This is a genomic window from Holdemania sp. (assembly GCF_986127675.1).
In genome coordinates, this window is sequence record NZ_CFQZWI010000037.1 from 1 (window position 1) to 25,967 (window position 25,967).

25 protein-coding genes and 1 pseudogene are annotated in these 25,967 nt (G+C 51.3%); 17 read left to right on the forward strand and 9 right to left on the reverse strand.

Going from position 1 to position 25,967, the window contains the following annotated elements:
* The 12 genes from nrdD to AC5OW4_RS07480 all read left to right on the forward strand — a co-directional run.
* Positions 1–886, forward strand: an 886-nt coding sequence (nrdD, locus tag AC5OW4_RS07425; protein WP_493676837.1) for an anaerobic ribonucleoside-triphosphate reductase, incomplete at its 5' end; no start/stop codon positions are given.
* Positions 879–1,385 (forward strand): anaerobic ribonucleoside-triphosphate reductase activating protein, encoded by a 507-nt coding sequence (nrdG, locus tag AC5OW4_RS07430; protein ID WP_195548389.1) that lies wholly within the window; start codon positions 879–881, stop codon positions 1,383–1,385. The genes nrdD and nrdG, both read left to right, overlap by 8 nt.
* 133 nt (positions 1,386–1,518) lie before the next feature.
* Positions 1,519–1,875, forward strand: coding sequence for a hypothetical protein (locus AC5OW4_RS07435; RefSeq protein WP_195548388.1), 357 nt, complete (start codon positions 1,519–1,521; stop codon positions 1,873–1,875).
* Between the two features lie 434 nt (positions 1,876–2,309).
* Entirely contained in the window at positions 2,310–3,032 is a 723-nt protein-coding gene (locus AC5OW4_RS07440) for a GntR family transcriptional regulator (protein ID WP_195396088.1), read from the forward strand.
* Positions 3,033–3,188: 156 nt separating this feature from the next.
* Entirely contained in the window at positions 3,189–4,265 is a 1,077-nt protein-coding gene (locus AC5OW4_RS07445; protein ID WP_493676838.1) for an SIS domain-containing protein, read from the forward strand.
* A gap of 186 nt (positions 4,266–4,451) precedes the next feature.
* Positions 4,452–5,552, forward strand: coding sequence for a linear amide C-N hydrolase (locus AC5OW4_RS07450; protein ID WP_493676839.1), 1,101 nt, complete (start codon positions 4,452–4,454; stop codon positions 5,550–5,552).
* Positions 5,553–5,923: 371 nt separating this feature from the next.
* The gene (locus AC5OW4_RS07455; RefSeq protein ID WP_493676840.1) at positions 5,924–6,334 is read left to right on the forward strand and encodes a PTS sugar transporter subunit IIA; all 411 of its coding nucleotides are present in this window, start codon (positions 5,924–5,926) and stop codon (positions 6,332–6,334) included.
* 21 nt (positions 6,335–6,355) lie between these two features.
* Entirely contained in the window at positions 6,356–6,850 is a 495-nt protein-coding gene (locus AC5OW4_RS07460; RefSeq protein WP_072684803.1) for a PTS sugar transporter subunit IIB, read from the forward strand.
* Between the two features lie 24 nt (positions 6,851–6,874).
* Complete coding sequence (locus AC5OW4_RS07465) at positions 6,875–7,615, forward strand: PTS mannose/fructose/sorbose/N-acetylgalactosamine transporter subunit IIC (RefSeq protein WP_072684804.1); 741 nt, start codon at positions 6,875–6,877, stop codon at positions 7,613–7,615.
* Positions 7,616–7,629: 14 nt separating this feature from the next.
* Positions 7,630–8,463 (forward strand): PTS system mannose/fructose/sorbose family transporter subunit IID, encoded by an 834-nt coding sequence (locus AC5OW4_RS07470; protein WP_006061325.1) that lies wholly within the window; start codon positions 7,630–7,632, stop codon positions 8,461–8,463.
* 113 nt (positions 8,464–8,576) lie between these two features.
* Positions 8,577–9,599 (forward strand): low-specificity L-threonine aldolase, encoded by a 1,023-nt coding sequence (gene ltaE, locus AC5OW4_RS07475; protein WP_072684805.1) that lies wholly within the window; start codon positions 8,577–8,579, stop codon positions 9,597–9,599.
* A 1-nt stretch (position 9,600) separates the two neighbouring features.
* The gene (locus AC5OW4_RS07480) at positions 9,601–10,266 is read left to right on the forward strand and encodes an HAD family hydrolase (RefSeq protein WP_072684806.1); all 666 of its coding nucleotides are present in this window, start codon (positions 9,601–9,603) and stop codon (positions 10,264–10,266) included.
* A gap of 223 nt (positions 10,267–10,489) precedes the next feature.
* Here AC5OW4_RS07480 and AC5OW4_RS07485 read toward each other — a convergent pair whose 3' ends face one another.
* The 7 genes from AC5OW4_RS07485 to AC5OW4_RS07515 all read right to left on the reverse strand — a co-directional run bounded on the left by AC5OW4_RS07485 (position 10,490) and on the right by AC5OW4_RS07515 (position 18,778).
* Positions 10,490–12,142 (reverse strand): alpha-glucosidase, encoded by a 1,653-nt coding sequence (locus tag AC5OW4_RS07485; protein ID WP_072684807.1) that lies wholly within the window; start codon positions 12,140–12,142, stop codon positions 10,490–10,492.
* A gap of 319 nt (positions 12,143–12,461) precedes the next feature.
* A complete protein-coding gene (locus tag AC5OW4_RS07490; protein ID WP_072684808.1) occupies positions 12,462–13,991 on the reverse strand; it encodes a glycoside hydrolase family 1 protein in 1,530 nt (509 codons plus the stop codon).
* Positions 13,992–14,050: 59 nt separating this feature from the next.
* Entirely contained in the window at positions 14,051–15,355 is a 1,305-nt protein-coding gene (locus AC5OW4_RS07495; RefSeq protein ID WP_072684809.1) for a PTS sugar transporter subunit IIC, read from the reverse strand.
* A gap of 29 nt (positions 15,356–15,384) precedes the next feature.
* The gene (locus AC5OW4_RS07500; protein ID WP_072684810.1) at positions 15,385–15,687 is read right to left on the reverse strand and encodes a PTS sugar transporter subunit IIB; all 303 of its coding nucleotides are present in this window, start codon (positions 15,685–15,687) and stop codon (positions 15,385–15,387) included.
* A gap of 31 nt (positions 15,688–15,718) precedes the next feature.
* Positions 15,719–16,030 carry a PTS sugar transporter subunit IIA gene (locus tag AC5OW4_RS07505; RefSeq protein ID WP_072684811.1) on the reverse strand — a complete coding sequence of 104 codons (312 nt, stop codon included), beginning with the start codon at positions 16,028–16,030 and terminating at the stop codon, positions 15,719–15,721.
* 157 nt (positions 16,031–16,187) lie between these two features.
* Positions 16,188–18,095: a BglG family transcription antiterminator gene (locus AC5OW4_RS07510; RefSeq protein WP_072684812.1), complete on the reverse strand. Its 1,908-nt coding sequence runs from the start codon at positions 18,093–18,095 to the stop codon at positions 16,188–16,190.
* Between the two features lie 365 nt (positions 18,096–18,460).
* Positions 18,461–18,778, reverse strand: coding sequence for a hypothetical protein (locus AC5OW4_RS07515; RefSeq protein ID WP_072684813.1), 318 nt, complete (start codon positions 18,776–18,778; stop codon positions 18,461–18,463).
* Positions 18,779–19,535: 757 nt separating this feature from the next.
* On the opposite strand from AC5OW4_RS07515, the gene AC5OW4_RS07520 reads away from it, so the two are divergent.
* The 5 genes from AC5OW4_RS07520 (at position 19,536) to AC5OW4_RS07540 (ending at position 24,897) form a co-directional block, all read left to right on the forward strand.
* On the forward strand, positions 19,536–20,555 hold the full coding sequence (locus AC5OW4_RS07520; protein WP_072684815.1) for an asparaginase: 1,020 nt from the start codon (positions 19,536–19,538) through the stop codon (positions 20,553–20,555).
* Positions 20,556–20,702: 147 nt separating this feature from the next.
* The gene (add, locus tag AC5OW4_RS07525; RefSeq protein ID WP_072684816.1) at positions 20,703–21,716 is read left to right on the forward strand and encodes an adenosine deaminase; all 1,014 of its coding nucleotides are present in this window, start codon (positions 20,703–20,705) and stop codon (positions 21,714–21,716) included.
* Positions 21,717–21,938: 222 nt separating this feature from the next.
* Positions 21,939–22,385 (forward strand): MarR family winged helix-turn-helix transcriptional regulator, encoded by a 447-nt coding sequence (locus tag AC5OW4_RS07530; protein ID WP_072684817.1) that lies wholly within the window; start codon positions 21,939–21,941, stop codon positions 22,383–22,385.
* A complete protein-coding gene (locus tag AC5OW4_RS07535; protein WP_072684818.1) occupies positions 22,382–23,755 on the forward strand; it encodes an MATE family efflux transporter in 1,374 nt (457 codons plus the stop codon). Before AC5OW4_RS07530 ends, AC5OW4_RS07535 begins: the two co-directional genes overlap by 4 nt.
* A 545-nt stretch (positions 23,756–24,300) precedes the next feature.
* Positions 24,301–24,897, forward strand: coding sequence for a cytidylate kinase-like family protein (locus AC5OW4_RS07540; protein WP_072684819.1), 597 nt, complete (start codon positions 24,301–24,303; stop codon positions 24,895–24,897).
* Between the two features lie 336 nt (positions 24,898–25,233).
* Here the strand turns inward: AC5OW4_RS07540 and AC5OW4_RS07545 are convergent, their stop codons facing one another.
* Both AC5OW4_RS07545 and AC5OW4_RS07550 read right to left on the reverse strand, forming a co-directional pair.
* Positions 25,234–25,566, reverse strand: coding sequence for a hypothetical protein (locus AC5OW4_RS07545; RefSeq protein ID WP_072684820.1), 333 nt, complete (start codon positions 25,564–25,566; stop codon positions 25,234–25,236).
* Between the two features lie 90 nt (positions 25,567–25,656).
* Positions 25,657–25,967 (reverse strand): annotated as a pseudogene (locus tag AC5OW4_RS07550) (hypothetical protein); the annotation flags it as partial.

Here is a 25,967-nt window from a genome sequence, read left to right on the forward strand (position 1 = left end):
ACGACGCTCTTCCGATCTTGGCGAGGTCTTGCAAGGGCAGTGCGATCTGGCGGGCTTCTATCAGGAACTGGACGAAAAGATGGATCTGGTAAAGGATCAGCTGTTGGAACGTTACCGTGTTCAGTGCGCCCGCCGGGTCAAGAATTTCCCGTTCCTGATGGCGCAGGGCAACTGGCTGAATTCAGATCAGCTGGATATTGAAGATACGCTGGAATCGGTGCTGAAGCATGGCACATTGACGATCGGCTTCATCGGTCTGGCGGAATGTCTGAAAGCTTTGATCGGCAAGCATCATGGCGAAAGTGAGGACGCTCAGCAGCTGGGACTGACGATCGTCACCCGGATGCGTGAGCGCTGTGATCACTATACGAAGCAATACGGCTTGAATTTCTCTCTGATCGCGACTCCGGCGGAAGGTCTGTCGGGCCGGTTCATCAAGATGGATCAGGAAGAATACGGTAAGATCGAAGGGGTGACGGATAAGGAATACTACACGAATTCATTCCATGTCCCGGTTTACTATCCAACCGATTTCTACCACAAGTTGTCGGTGGAAGCCCCGTATCACGCTTTGACCAACGGCGGGCATATCTCTTATGTGGAGATGGACGGCGATCCGTCGACCAATCTGGCGGCGTTTGAGAAGGTCGTCCGGATGATGAAGGAGCTGGGGATCGGCTACGGGGCGATCAACCACCCGATCGACCGCGATCCGGTCTGCGGCTTTAACGGAATTATCAACGACGAATGCCCGTGCTGCGGAAGAACGGAGGACGGCGTGCCGTTTGAGCGGATCCGCCGGATCACCGGATATCTGGTCGGGACGCTGGACCGGTTTAACGATGCGAAGCGGGCGGAAGTCCGCGATCGCGTGAAGCATGGCTGAGCTGCGTTTATCCGCGCCGGTGCAGTTTGACAGTATTGTCGACGGCGAGGGTCTGCGGGCGGTCATCTGGACACAGGGCTGTCCGCATGGCTGCCCGGGCTGTCACAATCCCCAGACGCACCCGTTTGACGGGGGAACAAGCGTCGCATCCGAGATCCTTCTAAAACAGCTGAAGGCTCATTTCTATCTGGACGGCGTGACGTTTTCCGGAGGCGAGCCAATGGCACAGGCCGCGGCCTGCGGCGAATTGGCGCAGGCTGTGCATCAGCTGGGAATGAATGTGTGGTGCTATACCGGTTATACGTGGGAAGCGTTGATGGAAGCGAAGGATCCAGATCAAAGGGCGTTTTTGGAACAGATCGACGTCTTGATCGACGGGCCGTTTCTGCTTGCGCAGAAATCCCTGAATTTGCGGTTCCGGGGGTCGGCGAATCAGCGGCTGATCGACGTGCAGGCCAGCTTAAAAGCGCAGTGTGTTGTTTTAGCTGAGAAAAACTGAAATGAAAAGCGAAGCCTGAAGGAGAAGAAAGCGGGAGCGGATTTTCAACATCGCCCCGCTTTTGTCGATGCGGGAGTTGCATCCCTTGTCAGTTTGTGTATAATTACGATGGATAACGGTCGGGAGGATGAACATGCGGGATAAGATCCGGTTTGATGCTTATAAAGAATTAAAGATCGTCAATATTGAAAGTCTGTTTTTTGCTTTTCTGCTTGGGTTTACGCTCGTTGACAACGGTCTGTCGCCGATCGCGGGCGTGGCGGCCGGGCTGGTTTTGATTCTGGTCATTAAATTACTGTTCCGGTTTAAAATCGGATATTTTCTGGTATCCATAGTATTCAGCGGATTCTGGGCGATAGCGTTTGGTTCAGGCTGGCTGCGGGATGGGAACTGGCTGATCGGCGGCGGTCTGGCATTGGGCATTTTTGCGGCGTGCCTGTACGGGCATAAATTAAATTATGAGGAAGAAAAAAATCGCGAGGACGACTAAGAACAAGGCGGTGTTTCGTGGTGAAAAGGTCCCTGCGGGCAAGGCTGCCGCAGGTTTTTTTGTGGAAAGTTCCAGCGGGTTATGAAGAAAGCAAAGAGAGTATTTCAGGTTTGTCCTGTACTTCGCTGAGCATTTTGATCTGATTTCTAACAGCGCATATTTGATTTCAAAGGTTTCCTTCATCATCGAAGAAATTCCCCTTTTGTGCCCTATTGGACTAAAATGGAAAAAGAAAATATAGGGAATAATGAAATAATATCTAGGTAATATATCGAAGGAATGTCAGGAGCCGCGTCCCGCTGGTTTTCATTCGGGAGTTATGATATAGTTACAATGTATAAACAAATTGTGGAAATTCAAGTTGAACCATGCGGTCAAATTTGGTTTTTCGAGGCAGTCTGCGGCGAATATCCCGCGGGAAAACGGAGGAACTTATGAAAGAAATGCCGAAGTATAAAATTATTGAAAATTACATCATTGACCGGATCCAGTCCGGTGATTTAAAGCCGGGCGATCAGATCGAAACTGAAAAACAGCTGAGCGAAAAGTTTGATATCGGCCGGTTGACCGTCAACAAAGCTCTGATTAACCTGGCTCAGGAGGGCTATATCGAACGCACGGCCGGCAAGGGGTCGTTCGTGCTGCCGCGGATGGTGACCAAAAGCATCAGTCAGGGCGGCAGCTTTACCGACGATATGGCTTCGGTCGGCATGAAGGCTGGTTCGCAGCTGATCGAATACAAGGTTTATAAAGCGGCGGACGTCCCGGAAGTCGCGGAATATCTGGAGCTGGCGGATGATGAACTGATCCATTACTTCGTGCGGCTGCGGACCGGGGATGGGGAACCGATCGCGTTGAGCTATACTTACATTTCCGCCAAGATCGTTCCGGCGATCAACGTCAAGGCGCTGGAAGGCTCATTAACGGAATATCTCCATTCCGTCGGCGTTTACCGCGGCGGCGCGCTGCATAAGATGTCGGCGCATCTGCCCAGCGAGTCGCAGAAAAAGCTGCTCGGCGTCGGCAATGTCGCGTTGCTTTTAAACGAGCATATCACCTATGACGAACAGCGGCGCCCGTATGAATACATCAAAACCTACTACATCAGCAGCCAATATGCCTATACCTTCAGGACAGGATTTCTTGCGGAGCGTTAAAAAAAGTAGTAAAACTGTCCATTCTCCTCTTGAGATCTTTTTAAAATAGTATATAATGAAGTCGTAAATGTATATATAAATACAGATACACATTATTCCTCAGAAAACTTGCTGGTCACAATGTTTGCGCTGGAAAATCTCAAGGAGGACAAGAGAATGAAAAAATGGATGGTTGACTGCGTGCTGGAAACCCCGGCGACCGCTGAAGCAATGTTCAAAAACAAGGACGCCCTGGTCGGCAAGCTTGTCGATCTGTTTTTGGCGAAGGATTACAAGAAGATCGTCATGGTCGCTTCCGGTTCTTCCTACAACATCGCCAACTGCTCGAGGTATGCGATCCAGAACTATCTGGGCGTCAAGGTTGATCTGATCAACTCCGTCACCTATGCCAAATATGATTATAAGTTCCATGAAAACGCGCTGGTCATCTGTATGTCGCAGAGCGGCAAGAGCACCAACACGATTGAAGCCGTCGTCAAGGCAAAGGAATGCGGCAACGACGTCGTCGCGATTTCCATGGTTCCAAACAGCCCGATCACGCGGTATTGCGATACCGTGCTGGAATACGGTTCCTATGGCCCGGGTGACGATGTATTTGTCTGCCGCGGCGTTCCGACGTCCACGCTTTACTTCATTTTGTTTGCGTTGGAAGCTGGCGTGAAAAAGGGGACGTATCCGAAAGACAGCTATAAAAAACGCATGAAGGAAATCGAAACGATCATCCATGAAATGCCGCGGATCCACGAAAAGATCAATCAATGGTATGATGCGAACAAGGAAGAACTGTGGTCGATGAAACGGGCGATGACCGTTGGGATCGGTCCGAGCTTTGGCCCGGCGATCGAAGGTGCGCTGAAAATGGAAGAAACGATCGGGATTCCGTCCAACGCCTATGAAACGGAAGAGTTCCTGCATGGTCCGGTCTATGAAATTAAAAAGGACAACGCTGTTTTCCTGCTGGACATGGACGATACGATGCACGATCGCGTGATGATGATTTACGAAGGTCTGCATCAGCTGACCGACCGTGTTTATCTGATCACCCGGCATCCGGGCAACAGTGATAAGCGGGTCATGACGATTGACGTCGATGCCTGCAGCCTGCTTCTGCCGATGTTGTTTGTCATGCCATTCCAGATTTTATCCAGCCGGATCTGTGACGATTGCCGGATCAGTGCGATCACCGTGTATAACTACCGCTTTTCCCAGGCGATTAAAACCAAGGCGAATTGACGCCTGAAGACATCCTTCCCTTTCTTTTCAGAAGCCGCAGCCCGGCTTCTTTTTTTATCGGGTTCAAGCCTTGCCAATCTGAAAAATATTTTGTAGTTCGATTTACAATGAAAATAACTCTTGCCAAATGCTGGAATTTAATGGTAGAATCATTTCTGTTTGAAATTCAAAATATTTGGAGGAGCTATGAAAAAGATATTGAAAAGAATCGGGATCGGTCTGCTTGCGGCGGTTGTTCTGCTTGCGGCCGGGTTGGGATGGATGTTTCGAAAAGAGATTCAGACGTTGAATTCGATCCGGAAAGTGGACGATTACGGAATGTATCAGATCGAGTACAGCGCGGATTACGGACTGGATCAGCTGGTGGCATCCGGCGGTGCGTCCAGCGATTCCGAGCTGGTTTCTTATGTGGCTGGGAATTTATTGAAGGGCCTGCCGCTGAAATTCAACATTCCGGATTTCGGATGCAGCACGTTTCAGGCGCAGAATGAGGATGAAGACTGGTTGTTCGGCCGGAATTACGATCTGAACTATGTTCCGAGCATGATCGTTAAATCCAATCCGGATCAGGGTTATGCTTCAATCTCCATCGCGAACATCTCAGTTCTGGGCTACAACGAGGAAAAGCAGCCGGACAGCTTCCTGTCGTCGATCATGAGTCTGGCCGCGCCGTATGTCATGATGGATGGCATGAACGAGATGGGCTTTTCGATCGGCGTGTTGCTGATCCGCGGCGTGGAGCCGACCCATCAGGAAACGGACAAGCTGGACTTGACGACGACGTCCGCAATGCGCTGGCTGCTGGACAAAGCGGCGACGGTCGAGGAAGCGATCGGCATGCTGGAAAACATGGAAGCGATCGGCATGCTGGAAAACATGGATATGCACGCTTCGGCCAACGCTTCCTATCACTTCCAGATGGCCGATGCGCAAGGCGACAGTGCGGTCATCGAATATATCGACAACCAGCTGCGCGTCATCCGTAAGGAAGACGGCGAGTTCCAGATGCTGACAAACTTTCTGATCAGCGAGGATGTTTACGGCTTTGGCAAGGGACAGGACCGGTATGCGATTCTGGCGGATACGCTGCAGGAAAACAACGGCATTTTATCGGAGAATGAAGCGATGTCCTTATTGGAAGCCGTCAGTCAGAATAAGGTGAACGAGGAAACCGGCGCACTGACCGCAACCCAGTGGTCTGTCGTTTACAACAACACGCAAAAGACCGCGAAGATCGTAGCCGGCGGCCAGTTCGGCAAAGTCATCGAGATTTCGCTGGGACAATAACAACGGGAAAATCTTTCGCTGAGGCAGTGATGAAAATCACTGCTTTTTTTGTTTGGAAAAGTGGAAAGAGAGCAGTTTTCCGACGCAAAAAGCACACTTATTTTGACTATTCTATAAAGCCGGGATTTCTTTGAAAATCATGCGGATTTATCCTTTAACTTGATTATAGGATGGAAAAAAACAGTTTGTCAATAAAAGTGTACCTATTGTTACAGTTAAAATTAACGGATTTATATATTGTTAATTATTTTAAATATCTACGAAAATATAAAATGAAATTCTATGAAATGCTATAAATATATAGACAATATAAATTGATTATGCTATATTAAGTTTACAAAAATGATATCGCTTACCAGGAGGAATCGAATATGAAACATATCGTTTTACTGACTCACGGCCATTTGTGCGAAGGCTTCGCTTCTGCACTGCAGGTCATTTCCGGCTCAGACAATCCGCTGACGCTGCTCTGCATGGAAGCTCAGGACTCACCGGATACGATGCACAGCCGGGTTCGTCAGGTTCTTGAGCGCTTTCCGGCGGCGGATCCGGTCATTCTGATGACGGATATCCCCGTTGGCAGCACGACGCAGATCGCGATTCCGTTTCTGGAAGACTACGCCAACCTCTACATTGTGACAGGCTTGAATTTGGGCCTGCTGCTGGAGGTGGCGCTGAATCCGATGGAAGACGATGTCAGCACGATCCTGCGGGAAGCGGTTGAAGCCAGTCGCCAAACATTACTGTTCATCAATGACCAGCTGGACAGCAATGAGGAATAAAAAAGAAAGGGAGATGTTTCCATGATTAAACTTCTCAGAATTGATGATCGTTTGATCCACGGGCAGGTCGCTGTCTATTGGGTCAATGCGACCGGCGCGGACACGATTGTCATCGCCAACGACAAGCACGCTACCAACGCCATGCTTAAGATGTCCTTAACCGTCGGGAAGCCGGCCGGCTCCAAAATGGAGGTGCTGACCGTAGCCAAAGCGGTGGACTATCTCAACAACGCCGCCCATGCCAAGCGTAAAATCTTATTGATCTGCGGCAGCTGCGAAGACGCGGCAACGCTGTGCGCCGGGGCGGCGGAAATTAAGGAAGTCGATTTAGGGGGGATCCGGTTCGCAGAGGGACGCACCTCGATTTCCAATCAGGTCTTCTTAGTCGAGGACGATCTGCGGCATCTGGATGCGATCGCCAGGCAAGGCGGAACGGTTTACATTCAGGAAGCCCCGTCAAAGCCGAAGATCCCGCTGTCTGAAATTCATTCCATATTTGAAAAAAATAAAAAGTAAAAACACTCGGAAAGGGGAAAAATTATGTTTTTAATCCAGTGTATCCTGGTATCCATGGTGCATGTCCTGAGTATTCTCGACGGCCGGATTCTGGGTCAGAATTTATTGAACACACCGATCGTGGAAGCCACGTTAGTCGGTCTGATCTGCGGCGACGTCCAGACGGGTTTAGTCATGGGCGCGACCTTACAGCTGATCTTCATGGGGTTTGTCGGCATCGGCGTCACCTCGCTGCCAAACTCCTCCGCCGGCACGATTCTGGCGGTGGCCTTCGCGATCATGTCGCATCTTTCGGCGGATTCCGCGATTGCGCTGTCCATGCCGATCGCACTGTTATTCCAGCCCTGCGGCATCATCCCGCGGATCATCAACAACATCTGGAATCCAAAGTGCGACGCGGCGGCGGAGCGCGGCGACTTCAAGGCGATTGAACGGTATTACTGGCTGGGCGTTGTCGTCTTTGCCATCATCTATTTTGTTCCGATGTTCTTAGCGCTGTACTTCGGCTCCGGCGCGGTGGAAACGATTATCAACTTCATTCCGGAAGTTGTGATGAACGGACTGACCAAGGCTTCCAGCGTGCTGCCGGCCTTAGGTATCGCTTTATTGATGAATTACATCATGGATAAGGACGCGACGCCGTTTATCTTCCTGGGCTTCATCTTAGCCGCGTTTTTGGGCGTCAGTTCCCTGGGCGTCGCGGGCTTGGGCGCTGTGATCGCTGTGGTTTATTATAATATGGTTCAGAGAAAGGCTAACGAGTAAAGGGGGAAGCCACGATGACAACTGGAAAAATGGAAAAGAAAGAATTCATGAGCGGTTTCTGGCGTTCCTGCTGCCTGCAGGGCTGCTTCAATTATGAACGTCAGCAGGGTTTGGGCTTCGGCTACGCGATGATTCCGCATCTGCGCCGGATTTACAAGGATGATCCGGAAGGCTTTAAGGAAGCGATGAAACGGCACTTAGTTTTCTACAACATCACGCCGCAGTGCACGACGTTCGTTCAGGGCATCGCCGTCGCGATGGAAGAAGAGGCGGCCTCCAATCCGGACTTCGACGCCTCTTCGATCAACGCCATCAAGACCGCGCTGATGGGACCGCTCTCCGGCATCGGCGATTCGATTTTCTGGGGTACGCTCAGAACGATCGGCCTGGGCGTCGGGATTTCCTTCTGCATGCAGGGCAACATCCTCGGTCCGATTTTGTTCCTTCTGATTCACAACATTCCGCATTGGTTTGTACGGTATAAAGGTCTGCAGGTCGGCTATGAGCAGGGCTTGTCGTTTATGGAAAATGCAACGGAAGGCGGCATGCTGGAAACCTTCTCGATGGCGGCGAAAATGCTAGGCGCTACGGTTGTCGGCTGCATGATCGCGACGATGATCAACTTTACCACGACGATCACGTTGAACATGGGCAACCATCAGACCTTGGCGATCCAGTCGATCTTTGATGAAATCGCCCCGAAGCTGCTGCCGTTATTGCTGGCCTTCGGCTGCTTCGCACTGATCCGCAAGGGTAAGAAGACCACGACCGTCATGCTGCTGTTGTTCTTGCTGGGCTTCGTGCTGGCCTTCCTGGAAGGGCTGCCGATGTTCGCACCGATGGTTTAAGAAAGAAGCTTGACGCAAAGTCCGCGGGTAGAACACTGCGGGGTAAAAATAAAGGAAAAGGCTCCTTGTCGGACTTGCCGCGGGAGCCTTTCGCTTAGAAAAGAGGGAAAGTCATGATTGATTTACGCAGCGATACCGTCACGCAGCCTTCGCCGGCGATGCGCCGGGCAATGGCGGAAGCGGTCGTCGGGGATGATGTGTACAGGGATGACCCGACGGTCCAAAAGCTGGAACAGCGGGCTGCCGCGCTTATGGGAAAGGAAGCCGGTCTGTTTGTCAGCAGCGGCACTTTGGGCAACCTGCTGGCCCTCATGAGCCAGACAGAACGAGGCGATGAAATCATTGCCGGCCGGCACAGCCACATCGTTACGCATGAAGTCGGCGGAGCGGCGCAGATCGCTCAGGTGATGGTGCATCCGCTCGATCATCCGCAGGATTGGATTGAAGCGGATGCAATACGCAATGCCGTACACAGCGAAGATATCCATGAGCCGCGAACACGCTTAGTTTGTCTGGAAAACGCGCTGTCAAACGGCGGGGTTGTACCGCTGCCGGTTCTGCGTTCTGCCTATGCCGCCGCCAAAGCGCTGGGACTGCGCGTTCATCTGGACGGTGCGCGGGTCTTAAACGCCGCTTTAGCCAGCGGCTGCTCTGTTCAAAGGATTGCGGACTGCGCGGATACAGTGACATTCTGCCTGTCCAAAGGACTGGCGGCGCCGGTCGGATCGGTTTTAACCGGGGATCAGGCCTTCATTGAAAGAGCGCGGCGCAACCGCAAACTGCTGGGCGGCGGGCTGCGGCAGGCTGGAATTCTGGCTGCGGCCGGACTGGTGGCCCTGGATTCGATGACAGAGCGATTGGCGGAGGATCATGCCCACGCGAAGCTGTTAGGAGAATTATTAGCGGCGATTGATGGAATTTCCGTGAAAACGGAACGGATTCAGGTCAATATGGTGTTCTTTAAAGTCGATCGTGAAAGGCGGACCCCGGAGGATTTTCTGAACAAATTGAAAGAAAAAGGAATTTTAACGAATCCGGACGATCATGGACTGTTCCGCTTTGTCACACATTATGGTATCATGGAAAGCGACGTCCGGGCTGCGGCGCAGGTAGTCCGGGAAATCATGGAGGGATAGAATGACAAAGTTAAAAGCGGTGATGTTTGACATGGATGGGGTTTTGATCGACAGTGAGCGGCTGAGCTTGTCGATGTGGGAAAAGGTGAACGAAGCGCGGGGGCACGTCTTCGACGTTTCCGTCATGACAAACATGATGGGCGGTTCGCAGCAGGAGAACTTTGAACGATTCGGGCATCTGCTTCCGCCGATGGAAGTGTACGAAGCGATGTGGCAGGAGAAGAAACAGATGACGGACGCCTGGATTGAGGCTAACGGCATGCCGCTGCGGCCGGGAGTGAAGGAAATTCTGGCGGCATTAAAAGAAAACGGCATCCGGCGCCTGATCGTTTCCTCGACACCGCGCGAATATGCGTTGTATCTGTTGGAAAAAGCAGGATTAACCGGCTGTTATGACAACGGGATTTTCGGCGATGAAGCCGGCCGGCGCAAGCCGCATCCGGATCTGTATAACAAGATGATGGAGATGGAGGGGCTGCGGCCAGAGGAATGCATTATCGTGGAAGACTCCGCCAACGGCGTCAAGGCGGGCTATGCCGCGGGCGTGCGGGTGTTCGCGGTTCCCGATACCGCTTGTCTGGAACAATTCCGCGGCCGGGAAGCCTACGCAATCGTTGATTCCATGGACGATGTGCGGCGCTGGGCGCTGGAACAGACAGCCGCATAATCGCGGAGAATTCCAGCTAGAACAGACAATCTGATCTGTTGAAATCAAGCAAAAAGAAAAAGACGGCGATTAAAATGAACGCTTCTTCTCCGGATCTTTTATTCGGAGCGGTTCACTTTCGTTTCCGTCTTTTTTTCTGTTTCTGCCTTTCTGCTCTTTCCGCTGCGACCAGTTTCCTCGCAATTTTATGCGCGGGAGCTTACGGTGTGGGATCTTTTCAAGCTTAACGGATCTGGATCAGTCTTGCCTCATAAGGCCGCAATAGCCGTGGCTGAGGATCGGCGTAGGAATCCATCAGAACCCGGCCTTCCGTCTTGAGGTCAAAGCGGGCTGGGGAGCCGCTGAGGTTGATCAGAATCAAAAATTCTGCCTGTTCGTCAGAACGTTGATAAGCGAGAATTTGTTTGTGATGAACCAAAACCGGTTTCATCGCTCCGGTGTTGAAGGCTGAATACGCTTTGCGCAGAGCGATAACCTGTTTATACCAGCGATTGATGCTCGTCTCTGAAACCAGATCAGATTTCAGGTTGATCTGCTTATAATTGGGATTCACCTTGATCCAGGGCTGATGATCGCTGAAGCCGGCATATTCACTGTCATCCCACTGCACCGGCGTGCGGGCGTGATCGCGGGTCATGCGCTGCACGATCTTTCTGGCGATGACCTTGGGCAGATGCATCATCGTCTGCAAGGTGTCGTAAATATTGATCGCTTCATAATCCCGCCATTCATCCTGTTCCAGATGACAGTTGGTCATGCCGATCTCCTCGCCCTGATACACCAGCGGCGTTCCTCTTAACGTCAGGTTCATCAAAGCGAATGCCTTCGCGCTTTCAACGCGGTATTGCCTGTCGTTGCCGAAACGGGAGATCGAGCGGGGCTGGTCATGATTGTTCATGTAGTTGGCAACCCAGTAATTTCGTTTCTGGCTGTCGGTCTGCCATCGGAAAATAATCGACTTGAAGCCGGGAATCGTCCAGTGATACAGCTTGCGGAAATCATATTTGCCTAACGGTCCGCAGTCCTGCAGATGCAGATCAAACACGATCATCATGTTCAACTCGCCGCGTTGTTCACCGGCATACAGCGCGCACGCGTCGTTGTCCGCCATCATGCCTTCGCCGATCGTGATGAAATCATAATCGTCCGCCAGCTTCCCGATCAGTTCCTGAATGTAAGCGTGGGATTGCGGCAGATTGGTCATGAACTCTTTGGCAAACTGATAACCCTTCTTTTCCGGATGCCAGCTCGGCAATCCCGGCTGCTTGGCGATCGTGTTGATGACGTCCATGCGGAAGCCGCTGACGCCTTTGTCCAGCCAGAACCGCATGACGTTGGCAATTTCTTCGCGGACCCGCGGATTTTCCCAGTTGAGATCACACTGATGCGGCGTGAAGGTGGTCAGATACCAGCTGTGCGGCTTCAGCGGATCCTTTGTCCATGCGCTGCCGCCGAACATGCTGATCCAGTTGTTTGGTTCCTTGTCGTTGACGCCTTCGCGGAAGTAGTAACAATCCCGGTATGGACTGTTCGGATCGTTTAAGCAGGCCTGAAACCAGGGATGCTGATCGCTGGTGTGATTTGCGACTAGATCCATCACGATCCCCATGCCCCGTTTCTTGCATTCTGCCAACAGTGCGTCAAAATCTGCCATCGTTCCAAAATCGGGATGGATATTGTAATAATCGCTGATGTCATAGCCAAAGTCGGTGTTGGGGGAACAATACACCGGCGAGAGCCAGATCAGATCCACACCCAGATCCTGCAGATGATCCAGCCGGCGCAGGATGCCCTTGAGATCCCCGATTCCGTCATGATTGGAATCCTGGAATGAACGCGGCCAGATCTGATAAATAATTTTATTTTTGTAATCCATCATATCACCCCTGTCATTGTATCATAATGTTCGGGTAAAAGCTCTGGATTTCCATAACGAGGGAGGTTCTTAAGATGGTGCAGAACAGCCCTGACGAAGTCTTCGATCTACGTTTGAGGATATCGTTGAAAGTCAGGAAAGTCAAAAGGAATAAGAAGGAATCAAGGCAATAAGAAAAACGGGGGAAGACTGGAAAAAAGAAAGTTGGTTGGGGAAAGCAGGACTTTTTACAGTTGTTGAAGTACGTTTTAAGTTTGAGTACAGGCTGCGGAAACTTCCGTTTTTAAGTTTCGGAAGACAAACTGCGGAATCTTCTGTTCTACAATATTTCGCCGTTGGTTTCAATCACCCGTTTGTAATAGGCGAAGGAGTCCTTTTCATAGCGGTTGAGCGTGCCCTGACCCGCGTCGTCGACATCGACATAGATGAAGCCGTAACGCTTGGAAATCTGGCCGGTGGAACAGCTGATCAGATCAATGCAGCCCCATGGAGTGTAGCCGAAAACCTGAACGCCGTCCAGGACAATCGCATCCTTGATCGCCTGGATGTGCTGGCGCAGATAGTCGATGCGGTAAGGATCATGAACCGTATGATCGGCATTCAGCACGTCCGCCGCACCCAGTCCGTTCTCCGCAATAAACAACGGCTTGTGATAGCGGTCATAAAACAGGTTCAGCGTGTAGCGCAGTCCGATCGGATCGATCTGCCAGCCCCATTCGCTCTTTTTCAAATGCGGGTTGAAGATAAAGCTGCCCATGTTGCCGGCAGTGCGCTGCATCGCTTCATCCTGAGCAGCCGCGACGCTGGTCTGGTAATAGCTGAAGGCCATGAAGTCGCAGCAGCCTCCGCTTAAAATTTCCGCGTCACCCGGCTGGATCGGCAGGTGGATGCCTTCCTGCTGCAGCTGGATGAGCTTGTATTCCGGCAGGAAGCCGCGCATCTGGACGTCTGGATAGTAAGTATCGCGCTGCTGGTTTTGTTTCAGTGCAGCCAGGTTGTCCTCCGGCTTGCAGGAATAAGGATAGGCCGGAGACACGCCGATCATGCAGCCCATCTGAAACTGCGGATAGTGGTCGTGTGCGAAACGGACAACCTGCGCGCTGGCCAGCAGCTGGTGATAGCTGGCCGCTTCGATGAGACGGCGGTCCTTTGAGAAGACGCCGGCATTGATAAAACTGCTGTGAACGACAGAATTCAGCTCGTTGAACGTCAGCCAGTATTTGACTTTATGCTGGTATCGCTCAAACACGGTTTTCACGTAACGGATGTAACAGTCGATCACCCGCCGATCGGCGAAGCCATTGTATTTTAATGTCAGCGCCAGCGGCATTTCATAATGCGAAAGCGTGACGATCGGTTCGATGCCGTACTTCAGACACTCGTCGAAGACGTTGTCATAAAACCGCAGGCCGGCCTCGTTGGGTTCGGTCTCCTCGCCCTGGGGATAAATCCGCGTCCACGCGATCGACATCCGGTAACATTTGAAGCCCATTTTGGCAAACAGCGCCAGATCTTCTTTGTAACGATGATAATGGTCAATCGCCTGATGATTCGGATAGTATTCCTCTTCAAGCAATGCCGGGATTCCTTCCTCGGGATAAGTATTCATTTTAAACGCTATCGCCGCGCCTTCCTGATCGCCGCTGCGGTAGGTCACGCCGCGCATCTTCGCGATGTGTTTTTTCATTTCTTCCGGCACATCGGGCAGCGCCGCCGTGTGTTTAGCCAGTCCGCCGCAGGTCAGAACATCGGCGATGCTGATGCCCTTGCCATCCTCGTTCCACGCGCCCTCGCATTGGTTCGCCGCCGTCGCGCCGCCCCATAAGAAATCTTCGGGAAATCCAGTCATATTCTTTACCTTCCTTTTCTTTTTAAAAAGGATGCGTCGCCACATCCTTGGTTTGTCAGCTATTTGGAAACGGTGATAGCTTCGGCGTCACTTTCCCCCTGTTCTTCCTTCATCGCCGCCTTTTCCGCGATTTTGAAGAACGGAAAGAAGATTGCGACGGAAACCGCCACCAGAATCAATCCCCAGATCAACCCAGAAATCGAATTGGTCGCCATCCAGAAATAGATCGGGGTCGGGATGACGTTGGACAGCGCGACGCCGGTCATCGGTGCGACCAGGCCCATCCGCATGACCATTGACGTCAACATGACGCAGATTCCCGGGCACAGGACGCAGGGCAATGCCATGATCGGATTCAGGATGATCGGGAACCCGAACATTACCGGTTCGGTAATGTTGAAGATCGAAGTTGCGATGGACAGCTGGCCCAGACTCTTGTATTGCTTCGCTTTCGAGAACAGCAGCAGGATCGTCAGACCGAGAATCCCGACGTTGGTGATCGGCGTCAGCATTGCCCATTCCAGATATGGAGCCGCTTCCCCGGCCGCAAAGGCCGCCATGTTCGCCTGCGTTGCCGCGGAACGAATCGAGCCCAGCGTCGCGTAGGTCAGCATATCGCCATGGATGCCGAACATCCACAACAGCTTGCCGGACATCAGATACAAGGCCGCGCCGATCGGATTGGCGCCGATCCCCATCAGCGGTTTCTGCAGCATCGTGTAGATAAAGCTCTGCATCGTGCCGTAAGCCGTCTGCGCAAAGCCCATGCGGACCGCCATAAACAGAATGAAGACTAGTCCGGCCGGAATCATCGTTTCAAACATGCCGGCGACGGAAGGCGGGATGGAATCCGGCATTTTGATCTTGATGTTTTTCTCTAACAGGAAGACGTAAAGCCGCGCGCCGATCAGGCCGCAGATCATCGCGACGAAGATTCCCTGCGAACCCAGGACGCTTAAAGAAAGAACGTTGCTGGCAAGACCGGTGATTGTTTCTCCGGCTTCGTTGACCAGGCTGACCGCCGCTTCAAACGGCGTGACGATCATGAACGAGCCGAATGCGACCATCGCTGCCGGCAGCGGCCGCTGACCGAATGATTTCGCCGTTTCGTAGCCGACGCACAGGACGACCATGATGGCGTAGAGATTGGAGACCATGTTGATCGGAATCGAAAGGATGTTGCCGAACCCGCTGGTTGTCAGAAAGGTCTGCCAGGGGCCGATCGGAATCGATTTGACCAGGGAAAAGAGCGACGCGCCGATGGAGAAGGCGGCGATGCCCATGAAGGCGTTCATGATGATTTTCACATAGCGCAGCTGTGCAAATTTCATAGCTTTCTCAGTGATTTTATCCAGTTTACTCATTGTTTTCTCCTCTATTGATTCAGAAGGGCTTACTCCCCCATCAGCTTTTGCGCGGCGGCTAAGACCTTGGCGCCGTCCAGCCTCCCGTAGGCAACCATGTCGATGACGTCGACCGGCAGATCCGGGCATTGTTTCCGAACGTTGTCCAGCTCATAGCGGACCTGCGGTCCGATCAGGATGCAGTCGGCGGTTTCCGCGGCGGTTTTCGCCTGGCTGACCGACGAAGCGCTGATCGTGCATTCGTAGCCGGACGCTTTCGCGGCGGCGCGCATTTTGTTCATCAGCATGCCGGTTGACATGCCCTGGGCGCAAAGCAGAACGATATTTTTCATAGTTTACTCCTCTTACAGTATTCTTTGTGGTTTAAGCGGCGGTGCGGATCATTTCGATCATCTCCGCGGCCAGATCTTTTACGGTCATGGCATTCATCACGTGATCCTGCGCGTGGATCATCAGTAAGGAAAGCGGGACCGGGCTGCCGTTGGTTTCCGCAAAGATCAGACCGGTTTGACATTGGTGCGCATCCACCATTTTTTTATCGCATTCGATCATCAGCGCGTCCGCTTCGTCAAAGTGTCCGGCACGAGCGGCGCGGATCGCCTGAATCGCCAGGCTGCGGGCGTCGCCGGCCGCGGTAATCAGCCGCATGATCGTCAGTTCCATTTCATTTTCCATTTCCTAAGCTCCTTTCCGTGTTGGGATCAAATCCGTCCGTTCCTTCTCTGCAGCGAAGGCCGGACCGGACTTCCGGTTGACAAATTCAGTCTAGCATGACTTTTTCAGCAACTCCAACCGGAATGTTGCCGGGAAAGCTGCGGTATTTTTTGAAAGATCATCGCCGCCACGCTTCCTTCAGACAGTCCATCAGACAACTGAAGGTGCGGTGCGCAACCGTTTTTTCGACCAGCTCGATTTCGGAAAGATAATTGGTAATCGTGCGGTAAAATGCTTCCGCATCAGGATCCTGTTCAGCCAGCGAGATCAGAAAGACAACCTGAACGTCGTGATGTCCCCAGAAGACAGGCTGTTCCAGGATTGCCGCCATCACAAACTTGCCGTTGCCCAGAATCTGACTGGGATGCGGAATCGCCACGCGATTGCCAAAGTCGGTTTGTCCCATTTCTTCCCGCTGCATGACCAGTTCGAAAAAATTATCTGGTACGGACCGATAACGATTGACCGCCTGACAGATCGCCGTCAGCGCCTGTTCTTTGGTCTGCGCTTTCACGCAGGGCAGAAACAGCCGGCTGTCAAAATAACGATAGAGGAAACGATCGTCGCTCTTTTCAAAGATTTTCTGGCAGCTGTTGATTTCCTTATCGCTTAACAGCAGAGAAACTTCGTAGACCGGTACCGGCAGGGAAATATTGAGCGGCACAGTCGTGAAAACAAAGTCGATCTGCAAGCCTTTGAAATCCAGCTCTTCCAGATCGAAGACCGTGGCTTCGACGATCCGGTTGATGTACTTGCCGAAGGCTCGTTTATAATTGTAAAGAAACAGCTGCGAGGTCCCCCGCCCGGACACGCACACAACCACGATGTTATAGCGGCGTGAGGGCCGGTCGCGCTGTTCCATCGCCAAAGCGAACAGCACGGCCAGATAGGCGATTTCATCCTCCGGCATCGCTTTGCCATAATGGCTCGACAGCACAGAGCAGGCGCAGACCGCAACGGTATAGGCGAACGCGTATTGCCGCTGGATTTGAGCGAGGATCGGATTTTTCAGCGGGATGTTGTAGCGCATGCGGATATCCAGCGGCACCATGTGCTGGTTGAGGGAAACGCGCAGTTCCAGATTATCGCGGAAATCAAGAAGCATGCCTTCGTAAACGGCGTTGAGCATCTTTAAGACAAGTTCGTCGATCTGTGCGCTGATGACGAGATTGCTTCCGTATTTCCCCTGTGAATCCGAGCTGGCTTTGCCGCTGATATGCAGCGCGATATACAGCTGTTCGTCTTCCGAATACGTCACGCCCAGCTGCTTTCGGATCGCCTCGCACACCGCTTTCGCCGTCTGCAGAATTTGTTCGCCGACTAACTGACGCATTTCTGAGCGCGCGCTGTTGGAGTAGATCATTGGCTGATGACTGCGGATCCGTTGATTGGCAATGACCAGGTGGACGATCAAATTCTCAAAGGAAGTTTCCGAGATTCGGATGTGATGGACGCGGAAGACTGCGCTGAGAATTTCAAAGAGGATCTGGCCGTCTGCTTTCTGGGGCGGGCTTGTGAAGCTCATGTTGTTTTTATACAGGCAGTTGGCGATGCACAGCCGGCGGTTGAACTCGCTGCCTTCAACACGGATTCCATAATTCGGACGGCGGCTGATCGTCAGATGATACAGATTCAGAATTGCTTCCACCTGTTTCAGATCGGCGGTGACCGTATTGCGCGAAACGTAGATCATCTGGCTCAGTTCCTCCAACTTGACATAGTCCGGATGATATAACAGATACCCTAATAGAAAATCTACCCGTTGGGCGAAGGTGGAAGGAATGTGCGTTTGCGGCGTTTCCTTCAGCCAGCGATGCAAAGCGTCGTCATTTGTAATCCTGAGCTGATATCCGATGCCGGGTTTGGCGATCAGCTGCGCGCCGTGTTCATCCAGGACTTCCGCCAGAAGCTTTAACCGCGAGCGCACGGTTTTTTCACTGAGATGCATTGCGGCGGCAAGCTGAGCGGAAGTGATCGGCTGGTCGGTTTTTAACAACGCGAATAATCGTTTCATTTCCGGTTCCATGGAACTGTCCCCCTTTTCGTGATGCTGAACTTTCAATTTTAAAATAACATTTTTTTAAAGAAAACTCCAACCAAGATAAACGGAAAACAGCTCCGGTAAAAACTGTGCGGCGCTTAAGAAAGATGATTGGAAAATCGGGTGAATTCACTTCAATTCAGAGAATGTAACCGGGTGACCGGTGTATAAATTGAACAGGATCATTGATCCGAGAATCAAAAAAGCAATGCCCATTCACGCTTGCAAAAAAAAACGGCATAAAGAAAAACAGCCGGATCGGCAGGCTGTTTCTTTGCGCATTGATTATTTTTTATGCTGTGGCTTGCCAGGTATGAAAAAGAGAGCAGCGAATAAATACTGAATTGAGCTTAATGGAAAAACTGGTAAGCGATCACCAGATTGATTGCCAGCGGCAACGCTGCGAAAAGGTATGGAAGGAAAGGAACGGAGACAAAATCATTCTGTTGCATTCTTTCATGAGACCGCCGCGTAAGCTGATAGGCAGAGCCTTGAAGAAAATCCATCGAAATGTGGCTTGCCCCGGCATAGGCAAAAACGATCAATGCCAATCCGATCAGCCAGAGCATGTCCCACCGTTTATGAAATCCCCATAATAAGACAATCTGGACAAGCAGGCAAAGGATGAAATAAAGTCCGCCGAGCAGCAGGATTTGTTTTCGTTTCATGATAACCCCTCTTTTCTGAATGTGCTCTTAATTTTCTTCTTTTCCATAGTAATGAAACTTTTGACAGACACTTCTTCTTAATCTTATTATAACGTCATTACCGGTTTTAAGCTAACTTTTCTTTTCTGTTTTCCAATTCGTTTTTCTCTGTCCGGCATGTCGGATGAAGTTGATAAAGAACAAGATCCAAGCTAAAATAAAGAAGGATATAATGGAAACAAGTCCGAATTGAAATGTTAGGCAGAATTAAAATAAAATCGGGGAAATCATCAGAAATGATCGAAGAGCCTGTTCAAAAACAGATTGGCAGGGGAGAAATGGCGGCAGAACTGCTTGCGTCGCAGAGAATAAAACAGGGGGAAAGGCTGCCCAATCCGATCTGATCCGCCGCGGATATCGAGTCCTTGCAGCCAAAGCAGTGAATCGAAACGGCGCAGATAGGAGAATTATGGAATTCCAGACTATAACGGGAAGCTAAAGGCTTTCTGGAGATTAATGAGACAGCGGTTGAAATTCAAACAGAGAAAACGCTCGCAGAAGATGAAGATGACAGGGGAGAAGTTCCTGATTTTGGAGTATAATCCCCTTCTTTGTCTAAGCGGTCTCCATTTGATTCAGGCGAACGCCGATTTAAAACACTGGATGTCTGAACAGGACGTGTACAATTTTCGGGGCGGTTTTCGGATAGGCGACGACCGTTACTTATAAATGGGAGTACATGGGGAAAAAGGATACGAAGAAAGAGGGGCTTAAGATTATGAATTCTGCTCGAAAAAGAATCGCATGGCTGACCACCGGCGGTACGATTGCCTGCGCCCAACAGGAGGAAGGGCTGACGCCGCAGCTGGACGCCGGGGGATTACGCCGGTTATTAGGCACATTGATCGATCAATATGAAATCAGAACGTGGGATTTATTCACGCTGGACAGCTCCAATATTCAGCCGGAAGAATGGCAGCGGATTGCGGAAAAAGTGGCTGAGCTGATTGAAGAGGGCTGGGCCGAGGGCGTGATTTTGACCCATGGCACCGATACGATGGCCTATACCGCTTCCGCCTTGAGCTTCATGTTGGAAAATGTTACGCTGCCGGTTGTGCTGACGGGTTCTCAGCTGCCTCTGGCAGACCCCTTAAGCGATGGTCTGGAGAATATCCGGACGGCGCTGGCGATGGCGGCGAGCGGTCATGCCGGAGTTTTCGTGGCGTTTAACCGGCAGATTTTATTAGGGACCCGCGCGGTGAAAGTCCGTACGACCAATTTCCAGGCGTTTGAAAGTGTCAACGTCAAACCGGTCGGCTGGATTGACAGCCGGGGATTGAATATCCGGGCCGGGTTGCTTCCGCATATCGACGGTCCGTTTCAGCTGCGCAGCCAGCTGTGCAAGGAAGTCGTGCTGATCAAGCTGATCCCGGGCATGAATCCGAAGCTGTTCGACGCGTTGATCCAGATGGCCTGCCGCGGCGTGGTGATCGAAGCCTTCGGCATCGGCGGGCTGTCGTTTATCCGGCGGGATCTGACGGCGAAGCTGCAGGAGATGACCCAGGCCGGCATCACGGTCGTTGTGTGCAGCCAGTGTCTGTATGAACAAAGTGATTTCAGCGTCTATGAGGTCGGGCAGAAGGCGCTGCGCTACGGCGTGCTGGAAGGCAAGGATATGACCAGCGAGGCGGCGGTCACCAAGCTGATGTGGGTGTTGGGACAAAGCGAGGATCCGCAGATGATCCGGCGTTTGTTTGAAACCAACCGGATTCATGAACGCAACGAGAGTTTCGATTGACAAAGCCGGTTAAACGGCGTAACCTTAATTTCAATAAAAGCAGGTTTATCCTGTTCAGGCAGAAGCCATCCGCTTTAAGGATGAATGCGGCATCGGGATAAACAGAGGTAAACAAACAATAAAGAGAAACAGAATGGGGGTTTTACCATGGAATATTCATTCCCGAAGATTGATTTACACGTCCATTTAGACGGCTCGCTGCCGTTAAAGCTGGCCTATGCCTTAGCTCAGGACCGCCAGCTGATCACCCCGGACTGCACGCTGGAACAATTCCGTGAGCGGATTGTCGTCGGCCGCGACAACGGCAGTCTGAACGAGTTTCTGGCACGCTTTGAGCTGCCGATCGCGATTCTGCAGGATGAAGAAGCGTTGGTGCTCTGTACCCGTGAGCTGATCAAGACGCTGGCTCTGCAGGGGTTGGCATATGTGGAATTGCGATTTGCACCGCAGTTTCATACGCAGAAGGGATTGACGCAGCATCAGGCGGTCAAAGCAGTGATCAAGGGCATGCGGATCGCAATGTGCGAGCATCCGCAGATCAAGGCCGGTTTGATTTTGTGCATGATGACGCTGGGCGAACCATCGCTCAATCATGAAGCCAATCTGGAAACGATCCGGACGGCTCGGGACTTTAAGGGTAAGGGCGTCGTCGCGGTGGATCTGGCTGGTGCGGAAGGCATCACGCCGATGGAAGGCTACCGCGATTGTTTTGAACTGGCGAAGGAATATGGCATTCCGTTTACGATCCATGCCGGAGAAAGCGGTCCGGCCGCTTCAGTCAAGGCGGCGCTGGACCTGGGGGCCAGTCGGATCGGGCATGGCGGTCATTGTCTGGAGGACAGCGCAGTAATGCAGGAAGTGATCGACAAGAAAATTCCGCTGGAAATGTGCCTGACGAGCAACGTGCAGTGCCGCAATCAGCTTTCCTACAGTGATCATGCGCTGAAGCCGTTGATGGAACACGGCGCGGTTGTGACGCTGAACACCGATAACATGACGATCAGCGATACGACGCTGGATCAGGAATATGATAAAGCGGTGCGGTATCTGGGGCTGACTCGGGAGGATTTGATTCATCTGAATCTCAACAGCGTGCGCGCGGCGTTTGCGGATAAAGAGCTGAAGCAGCAGCTGACGCGCCAGCTGATGGAATGTCTGTAAGCGGAGAACAAATATAAATAAGAAACCAGGAATCAGCCGTCGGGGTTTGGGATATCAAGCGGTGTTCCTGGTTTTTCTTCGGTTTGTTATCTGACGTTGGCTGTGATTGTGGACTTTGGAACATCTTTCAGACTCTTAAAACGGGATGATTTGACAGACTTCGCGGATCGTTCTATAATTAGGAAGCTAACTATTAGGTGCCTAATGAAAGGGGTTGGACTTATGAATAAACCTTTTTGTATTTTATTTTCCCGGGCTTACCGCGCGCAGACGGCGCAGATTCGCCCGCGCATGGCCGACCAGGGCATATCAATGGGACAACCGAAAATCCTGCATCTGTTAACGCGCGGCTCGCAAACGCAGGTGGAACTGGCGCGGGCCTGCGATATCGAACCGGCGACAGTGTCTAAAATTCTGGATTTGATGGAACAGGCCGGGATGATCGAAAGGGTGCGCAGCGACAAGGACCGCCGCAGCATTCAGGTGCAGATCACGCAGTTCGGCGCACAGCAGCATGCCAGAATGAGCGAAATTCACGCGGAAGTCGAAGCGCTGGCCCTGAAAGGTTTCAGCGTGGAGGAACGCGAGCAGTTTATCGGCTACATCCAGCGGATGACGGATAATCTGCGCGGTGAGAAAACGACGCCGGAAGGGGAAAATCGGGCATGAGCGGTCAGGCGACGTTGAGTCAGGTCGAGAAAATGACAACACAGCCGATCCCGAAGCTGATTACAACGTTGGCGGTGCCGACGATTATCAGTATGTTGATCACCTCGATTTACAACATGGCGGATACGTTTTTCGTCTCCCGGCTGGGTACCAGCGCGACCGGTGCAGTGGGGATCGTCTTTTCCCTGATGGCGATCATTCAGGCAGTCGGCTTCACGCTGGGCATCGGCTCAGGCAGTCTGATCTCCCGTTTATTGGGAGCACGGGAACATGAGGAAGCGGAGAAGATTGCGAGCACCGGTTTTTTTGCGGCGATCGCATTCGGACTGGCACTGACGGTGTTTGGTCTGATTTTCATCGATCCGCTCATGGCGTCGTTGGGTGCGACGAAGACGATCCTGCCGTATGCCCGCGATTATGCCAAATACATCCTGCTGGGTGCAGCGATCATGTCGTCCTCTTTTGTGCTGAACAATGTGCTGCGTTCAGAAGGTAAAGCGACACTGGCGATGGTCGGCATTACGGCTGGCGGTTTGTTGAATATTGTGCTGGATCCGATTTTTATCTTTACCTTCCATTTGGGGATTGCCGGGGCGGCGATCGCGACGATTCTCAGTCAGATCATCAGTTTTCTGATTCTGCTGGGTTGTTTTCTGACGCATAAGAGTCTGCTTCATCTCAGCTTTCGAAATATCTCATGGAAGTGGAAAGACCTGTCGGCGATCATCAAAACGGGTCTTCCGTCTTTTTTCCGGCAGGGCTTGGCGAGCATTGCGACGGTGATGCTGAACGTCAACGCGGCGGTTTATGGGGACGCGGCCGTGGCGGCGATGTCGGTTGTCGGTAAGGTGTTCATGTTAATCCTGTCCGTTTTGATCGGCTTTGGTCAGGGCTATCAGCCGGTTGTCGGTTTCAATTACGGCGCGGGCTGCTACAAGCGGGTGAAGCAGTCGTTTACGTTTACCACGATCGTCAGCTTTGTGATGATGGGCATTCTGGCGGTTGCCGGCTTCATATTTGCGCCGCAGGTGATCCAGCTGTTTACCAAGGCTGACGCTCAGGTGCTGGAAATCGGGACGTATGCAATGCGGGCGCAGTGTCTGGCGTTGTTTATCCAGCCGCTGGGCGTCATTGCCAACATGACGTTCCAGTCGATCGGCAAGCCGGCGGAGGCGACGTTTTTGTCCGCCTGCCGTCAGGGTGTATTCTTTCTGCCGCTGATCCTCATTTTGCCTCAGCTGTGGCAGCTGCGCGGCGTTGAATTGACGCAGCCGTTGGCCGACGTGCTGACGTTTGTCGTCTGTTTTCCGTTTTTGTTCAAATTTTTTAACGATCTGAACCAGAAGATCGTAAAGCAGGAAGGCGAATAATTCGCACTCTGGATAGAATATTGAATAAAAAATTGACACTGGTTAAATTGTAAAAGATCAAAGCCTGAAAAGGATACGCAGTGAGATCAAAGCCGGACCATGACTGAAAACTTCGCAACGAACAGTATTGGTATAACATCAGCCGCTGTTCGTTGCTTGTTTTTGTGATGAATGACCGCTTATAAAAAAGTCAGTTCGCGATCAGAGCTGGGCGTCGTTATACTATTCATTCTAAAATGTGTTTGTTTCTGCCGGGGACGTCAATCTTGTCCTATTGTCTGCCATTGATGATTTGTTTTTTAAGAGAATGCCGGCTGGCTGGATTTCAATTACGGAGTATAATAGAAGTAAAGGAAAGACTTGTCAGCTTCTTGATTAAAATAAGATCGGAGTATATCTTTATCGGGGTGTTCTTGTTTCTCGCTTTGATTCTTTCAGCTTAAGCAAAATATTACGGGCCTGTAAAAGGAATCGTTGGATCGTTATCTCGCCGGCGTTATTGCCGTGATGATAGAAGCGAATACTGGAAAAGGAGGAGTTCGAGGATGACAAACAACAGAATTGTAACAATCAGCCGTCAATTCGGCAGCGGAGGACGGACCGTGGGAAAACAGCTGGCAGCCCGGCTGGGGATTCCGTGCTATGATCAGGAACTGATTGAAAAACTGGCGCAGGCCAGTGGTTTTACGCCGGAGATGGTGGCGAAGCAGCAGGAGGCGTCGCCTTACAGCAGTCACTGGGCATTCGCGTTATCGGAGGGGCAGTTCATGGGGGCTTCAATCCAGGATCAGCTGTGGCAGCTGCAGCGAAAGATTATCCTGGAATTGGCAGAAAAGGAATCCTGCGTGATCGTCGGCCGATGTGCGGATGTGATTCTTAAGGATCATGCGGATTGTCTGACAGCGTTTATCCACGCAAAAAAAGAAAAACGGGCGAAACGGATTGTCGAGGTGTATGGCGAAACGAATGTCGAAATTGAAAAGCGGATTCGGGATAAGGATAAGCGTCGTGCAGTTTATTATGAGTTTTACACAGGCCAGACCTGGGGACTGGCTGAGAATTTCCATGTTGCGCTGGACAGCGGCGAGCTTGGCATCGAGCGGTGTGTCGATATTCTGGCGGATTTATATCAGTGTCGTTAAAAAAGATTCCGGACTTGGAGAATATCCAATACCGGAATCTTTTTTGCTTTGGACAATGCTTAGATCCGAACTTCGAGGTCGCAAAGTATTTTTTTTGTTCATGCAGGGCATTTTACAGAGTACAGATGCCTCGGATATCGACGTGTTATAGGATTTCCTATCCAGGAGAATCAGTTTTTCTTCGTACTGGATTGTTAAGTTTGTTTTTTTGATGATTTCTTCCTTCACCTATAAAGGAGTGAGGGTAAATTTCTGCTTGTTTTGTTGAAATTCTTATGTAATTTAGAACACTATCAAAGACATCTGTTGCCGGATGAGTTTTGGCAGAAAGTTAGGTTATTCTCCTGCTATCGTGTTATCCGCCGACTGGAATTGTGATTCTGTCATGGCTTGGTTTGGTTTCGAGCGTTCTTCTATTTTTAACTGTTCCAGTTGTTGAAGACTGATCTTGGTGCAAAGCTGGATGAGCTGATCATTACAATGATTTCTTAGCATTTCCCTTGCGGTTTCTAATCGTTGCTTTTCGATGCCTTGTTCAATGCCTTTCTCAATGCCTTCTGCCAAGCCTTCCCGTTTGCCTTCATAGCGCAGCTGCGCCATATCCATCAACCGGCGGTTATGCTCAAACGCCGCATCCCGCATTGCCGGATCACTGCTCATTCGCTTCATTACGCTGTCCGCCTCCTTAAAGATTTCCTGCCCGATCAAGGATTTAGATCATACTACTCATTAAACTTCATTTGGATCAGCTTCCTCTTTTTAGTCGCTTGTCCGATGGGATTTCTCCGAATCGTCCTCGGTTTGATTGAAACCGAAAACGATTTCTTTCTTTAACTGCTCCAGTTGTTGAAGACTGATCTTGGTGCAAAGCTGGATAAGCTGATCATTACAATGATTTCTCAACATTTCCCTTGCGGTTTCTAATCGTTGCTTTTCGATGCCTTGTTCGACACCTTGTTCAATGCCTTGTTTGATGCCTTTCTCAATGCCTTCTGCCAAGCCTTCCCGTTTGCCTTCATAGCGCAGCTGCGCCATGTCCATCATCCGCCGGTTATGCTCAAACGCCGCAT

Bases quoted from the DNA above. Each gene is read 5' to 3' on its own strand.
- AC5OW4_RS07545 (WP_072684820.1), bottom strand. From the start codon at position 25,566: ATGAAGCGAATGAGCAGTGATCCGGCAATGCGGGATGCGGCGTTTGAG.
- nrdG (WP_195548389.1), top strand. From the start codon at position 879: ATGGCTGAGCTGCGTTTATCCGCGCCGGTGCAGTTTGACAGTATTGTC.
- AC5OW4_RS07515 (WP_072684813.1), bottom strand. From the start codon at position 18,778: ATGAAACGAAAACAAATCCTGCTGCTCGGCGGACTTTATTTCATCCTT.
- AC5OW4_RS07455 (WP_493676840.1), top strand. From the start codon at position 5,924: ATGAAACATATCGTTTTACTGACTCACGGCCATTTGTGCGAAGGCTTC.
- AC5OW4_RS07465 (WP_072684804.1), top strand. From the start codon at position 6,875: ATGTTTTTAATCCAGTGTATCCTGGTATCCATGGTGCATGTCCTGAGT.
- AC5OW4_RS07470 (WP_006061325.1), top strand. From the start codon at position 7,630: ATGACAACTGGAAAAATGGAAAAGAAAGAATTCATGAGCGGTTTCTGG.
- AC5OW4_RS07540 (WP_072684819.1), top strand. From the start codon at position 24,301: ATGACAAACAACAGAATTGTAACAATCAGCCGTCAATTCGGCAGCGGA.
- AC5OW4_RS07505 (WP_072684811.1), bottom strand. From the start codon at position 16,030: ATGGAAAATGAAATGGAACTGACGATCATGCGGCTGATTACCGCGGCC.
- AC5OW4_RS07440 (WP_195396088.1), top strand. From the start codon at position 2,310: ATGAAAGAAATGCCGAAGTATAAAATTATTGAAAATTACATCATTGAC.
- AC5OW4_RS07530 (WP_072684817.1), top strand. From the start codon at position 21,939: ATGAATAAACCTTTTTGTATTTTATTTTCCCGGGCTTACCGCGCGCAG.
- AC5OW4_RS07520 (WP_072684815.1), top strand. From the start codon at position 19,536: ATGAATTCTGCTCGAAAAAGAATCGCATGGCTGACCACCGGCGGTACG.
- AC5OW4_RS07485 (WP_072684807.1), bottom strand. From the start codon at position 12,142: ATGGATTACAAAAATAAAATTATTTATCAGATCTGGCCGCGTTCATTC.
- AC5OW4_RS07495 (WP_072684809.1), bottom strand. From the start codon at position 15,355: ATGAGTAAACTGGATAAAATCACTGAGAAAGCTATGAAATTTGCACAG.
- AC5OW4_RS07500 (WP_072684810.1), bottom strand. From the start codon at position 15,687: ATGAAAAATATCGTTCTGCTTTGCGCCCAGGGCATGTCAACCGGCATG.
- ltaE (WP_072684805.1), top strand. From the start codon at position 8,577: ATGATTGATTTACGCAGCGATACCGTCACGCAGCCTTCGCCGGCGATG.
- AC5OW4_RS07435 (WP_195548388.1), top strand. From the start codon at position 1,519: ATGCGGGATAAGATCCGGTTTGATGCTTATAAAGAATTAAAGATCGTC.
- AC5OW4_RS07490 (WP_072684808.1), bottom strand. From the start codon at position 13,991: ATGACTGGATTTCCCGAAGATTTCTTATGGGGCGGCGCGACGGCGGCG.
- AC5OW4_RS07480 (WP_072684806.1), top strand. From the start codon at position 9,601: ATGACAAAGTTAAAAGCGGTGATGTTTGACATGGATGGGGTTTTGATC.
- AC5OW4_RS07510 (WP_072684812.1), bottom strand. From the start codon at position 18,095: ATGGAACCGGAAATGAAACGATTATTCGCGTTGTTAAAAACCGACCAG.
- AC5OW4_RS07445 (WP_493676838.1), top strand. From the start codon at position 3,189: ATGAAAAAATGGATGGTTGACTGCGTGCTGGAAACCCCGGCGACCGCT.
- AC5OW4_RS07460 (WP_072684803.1), top strand. From the start codon at position 6,356: ATGATTAAACTTCTCAGAATTGATGATCGTTTGATCCACGGGCAGGTC.
- AC5OW4_RS07450 (WP_493676839.1), top strand. From the start codon at position 4,452: ATGAAAAAGATATTGAAAAGAATCGGGATCGGTCTGCTTGCGGCGGTT.
- add (WP_072684816.1), top strand. From the start codon at position 20,703: ATGGAATATTCATTCCCGAAGATTGATTTACACGTCCATTTAGACGGC.
- AC5OW4_RS07535 (WP_072684818.1), top strand. From the start codon at position 22,382: ATGAGCGGTCAGGCGACGTTGAGTCAGGTCGAGAAAATGACAACACAG.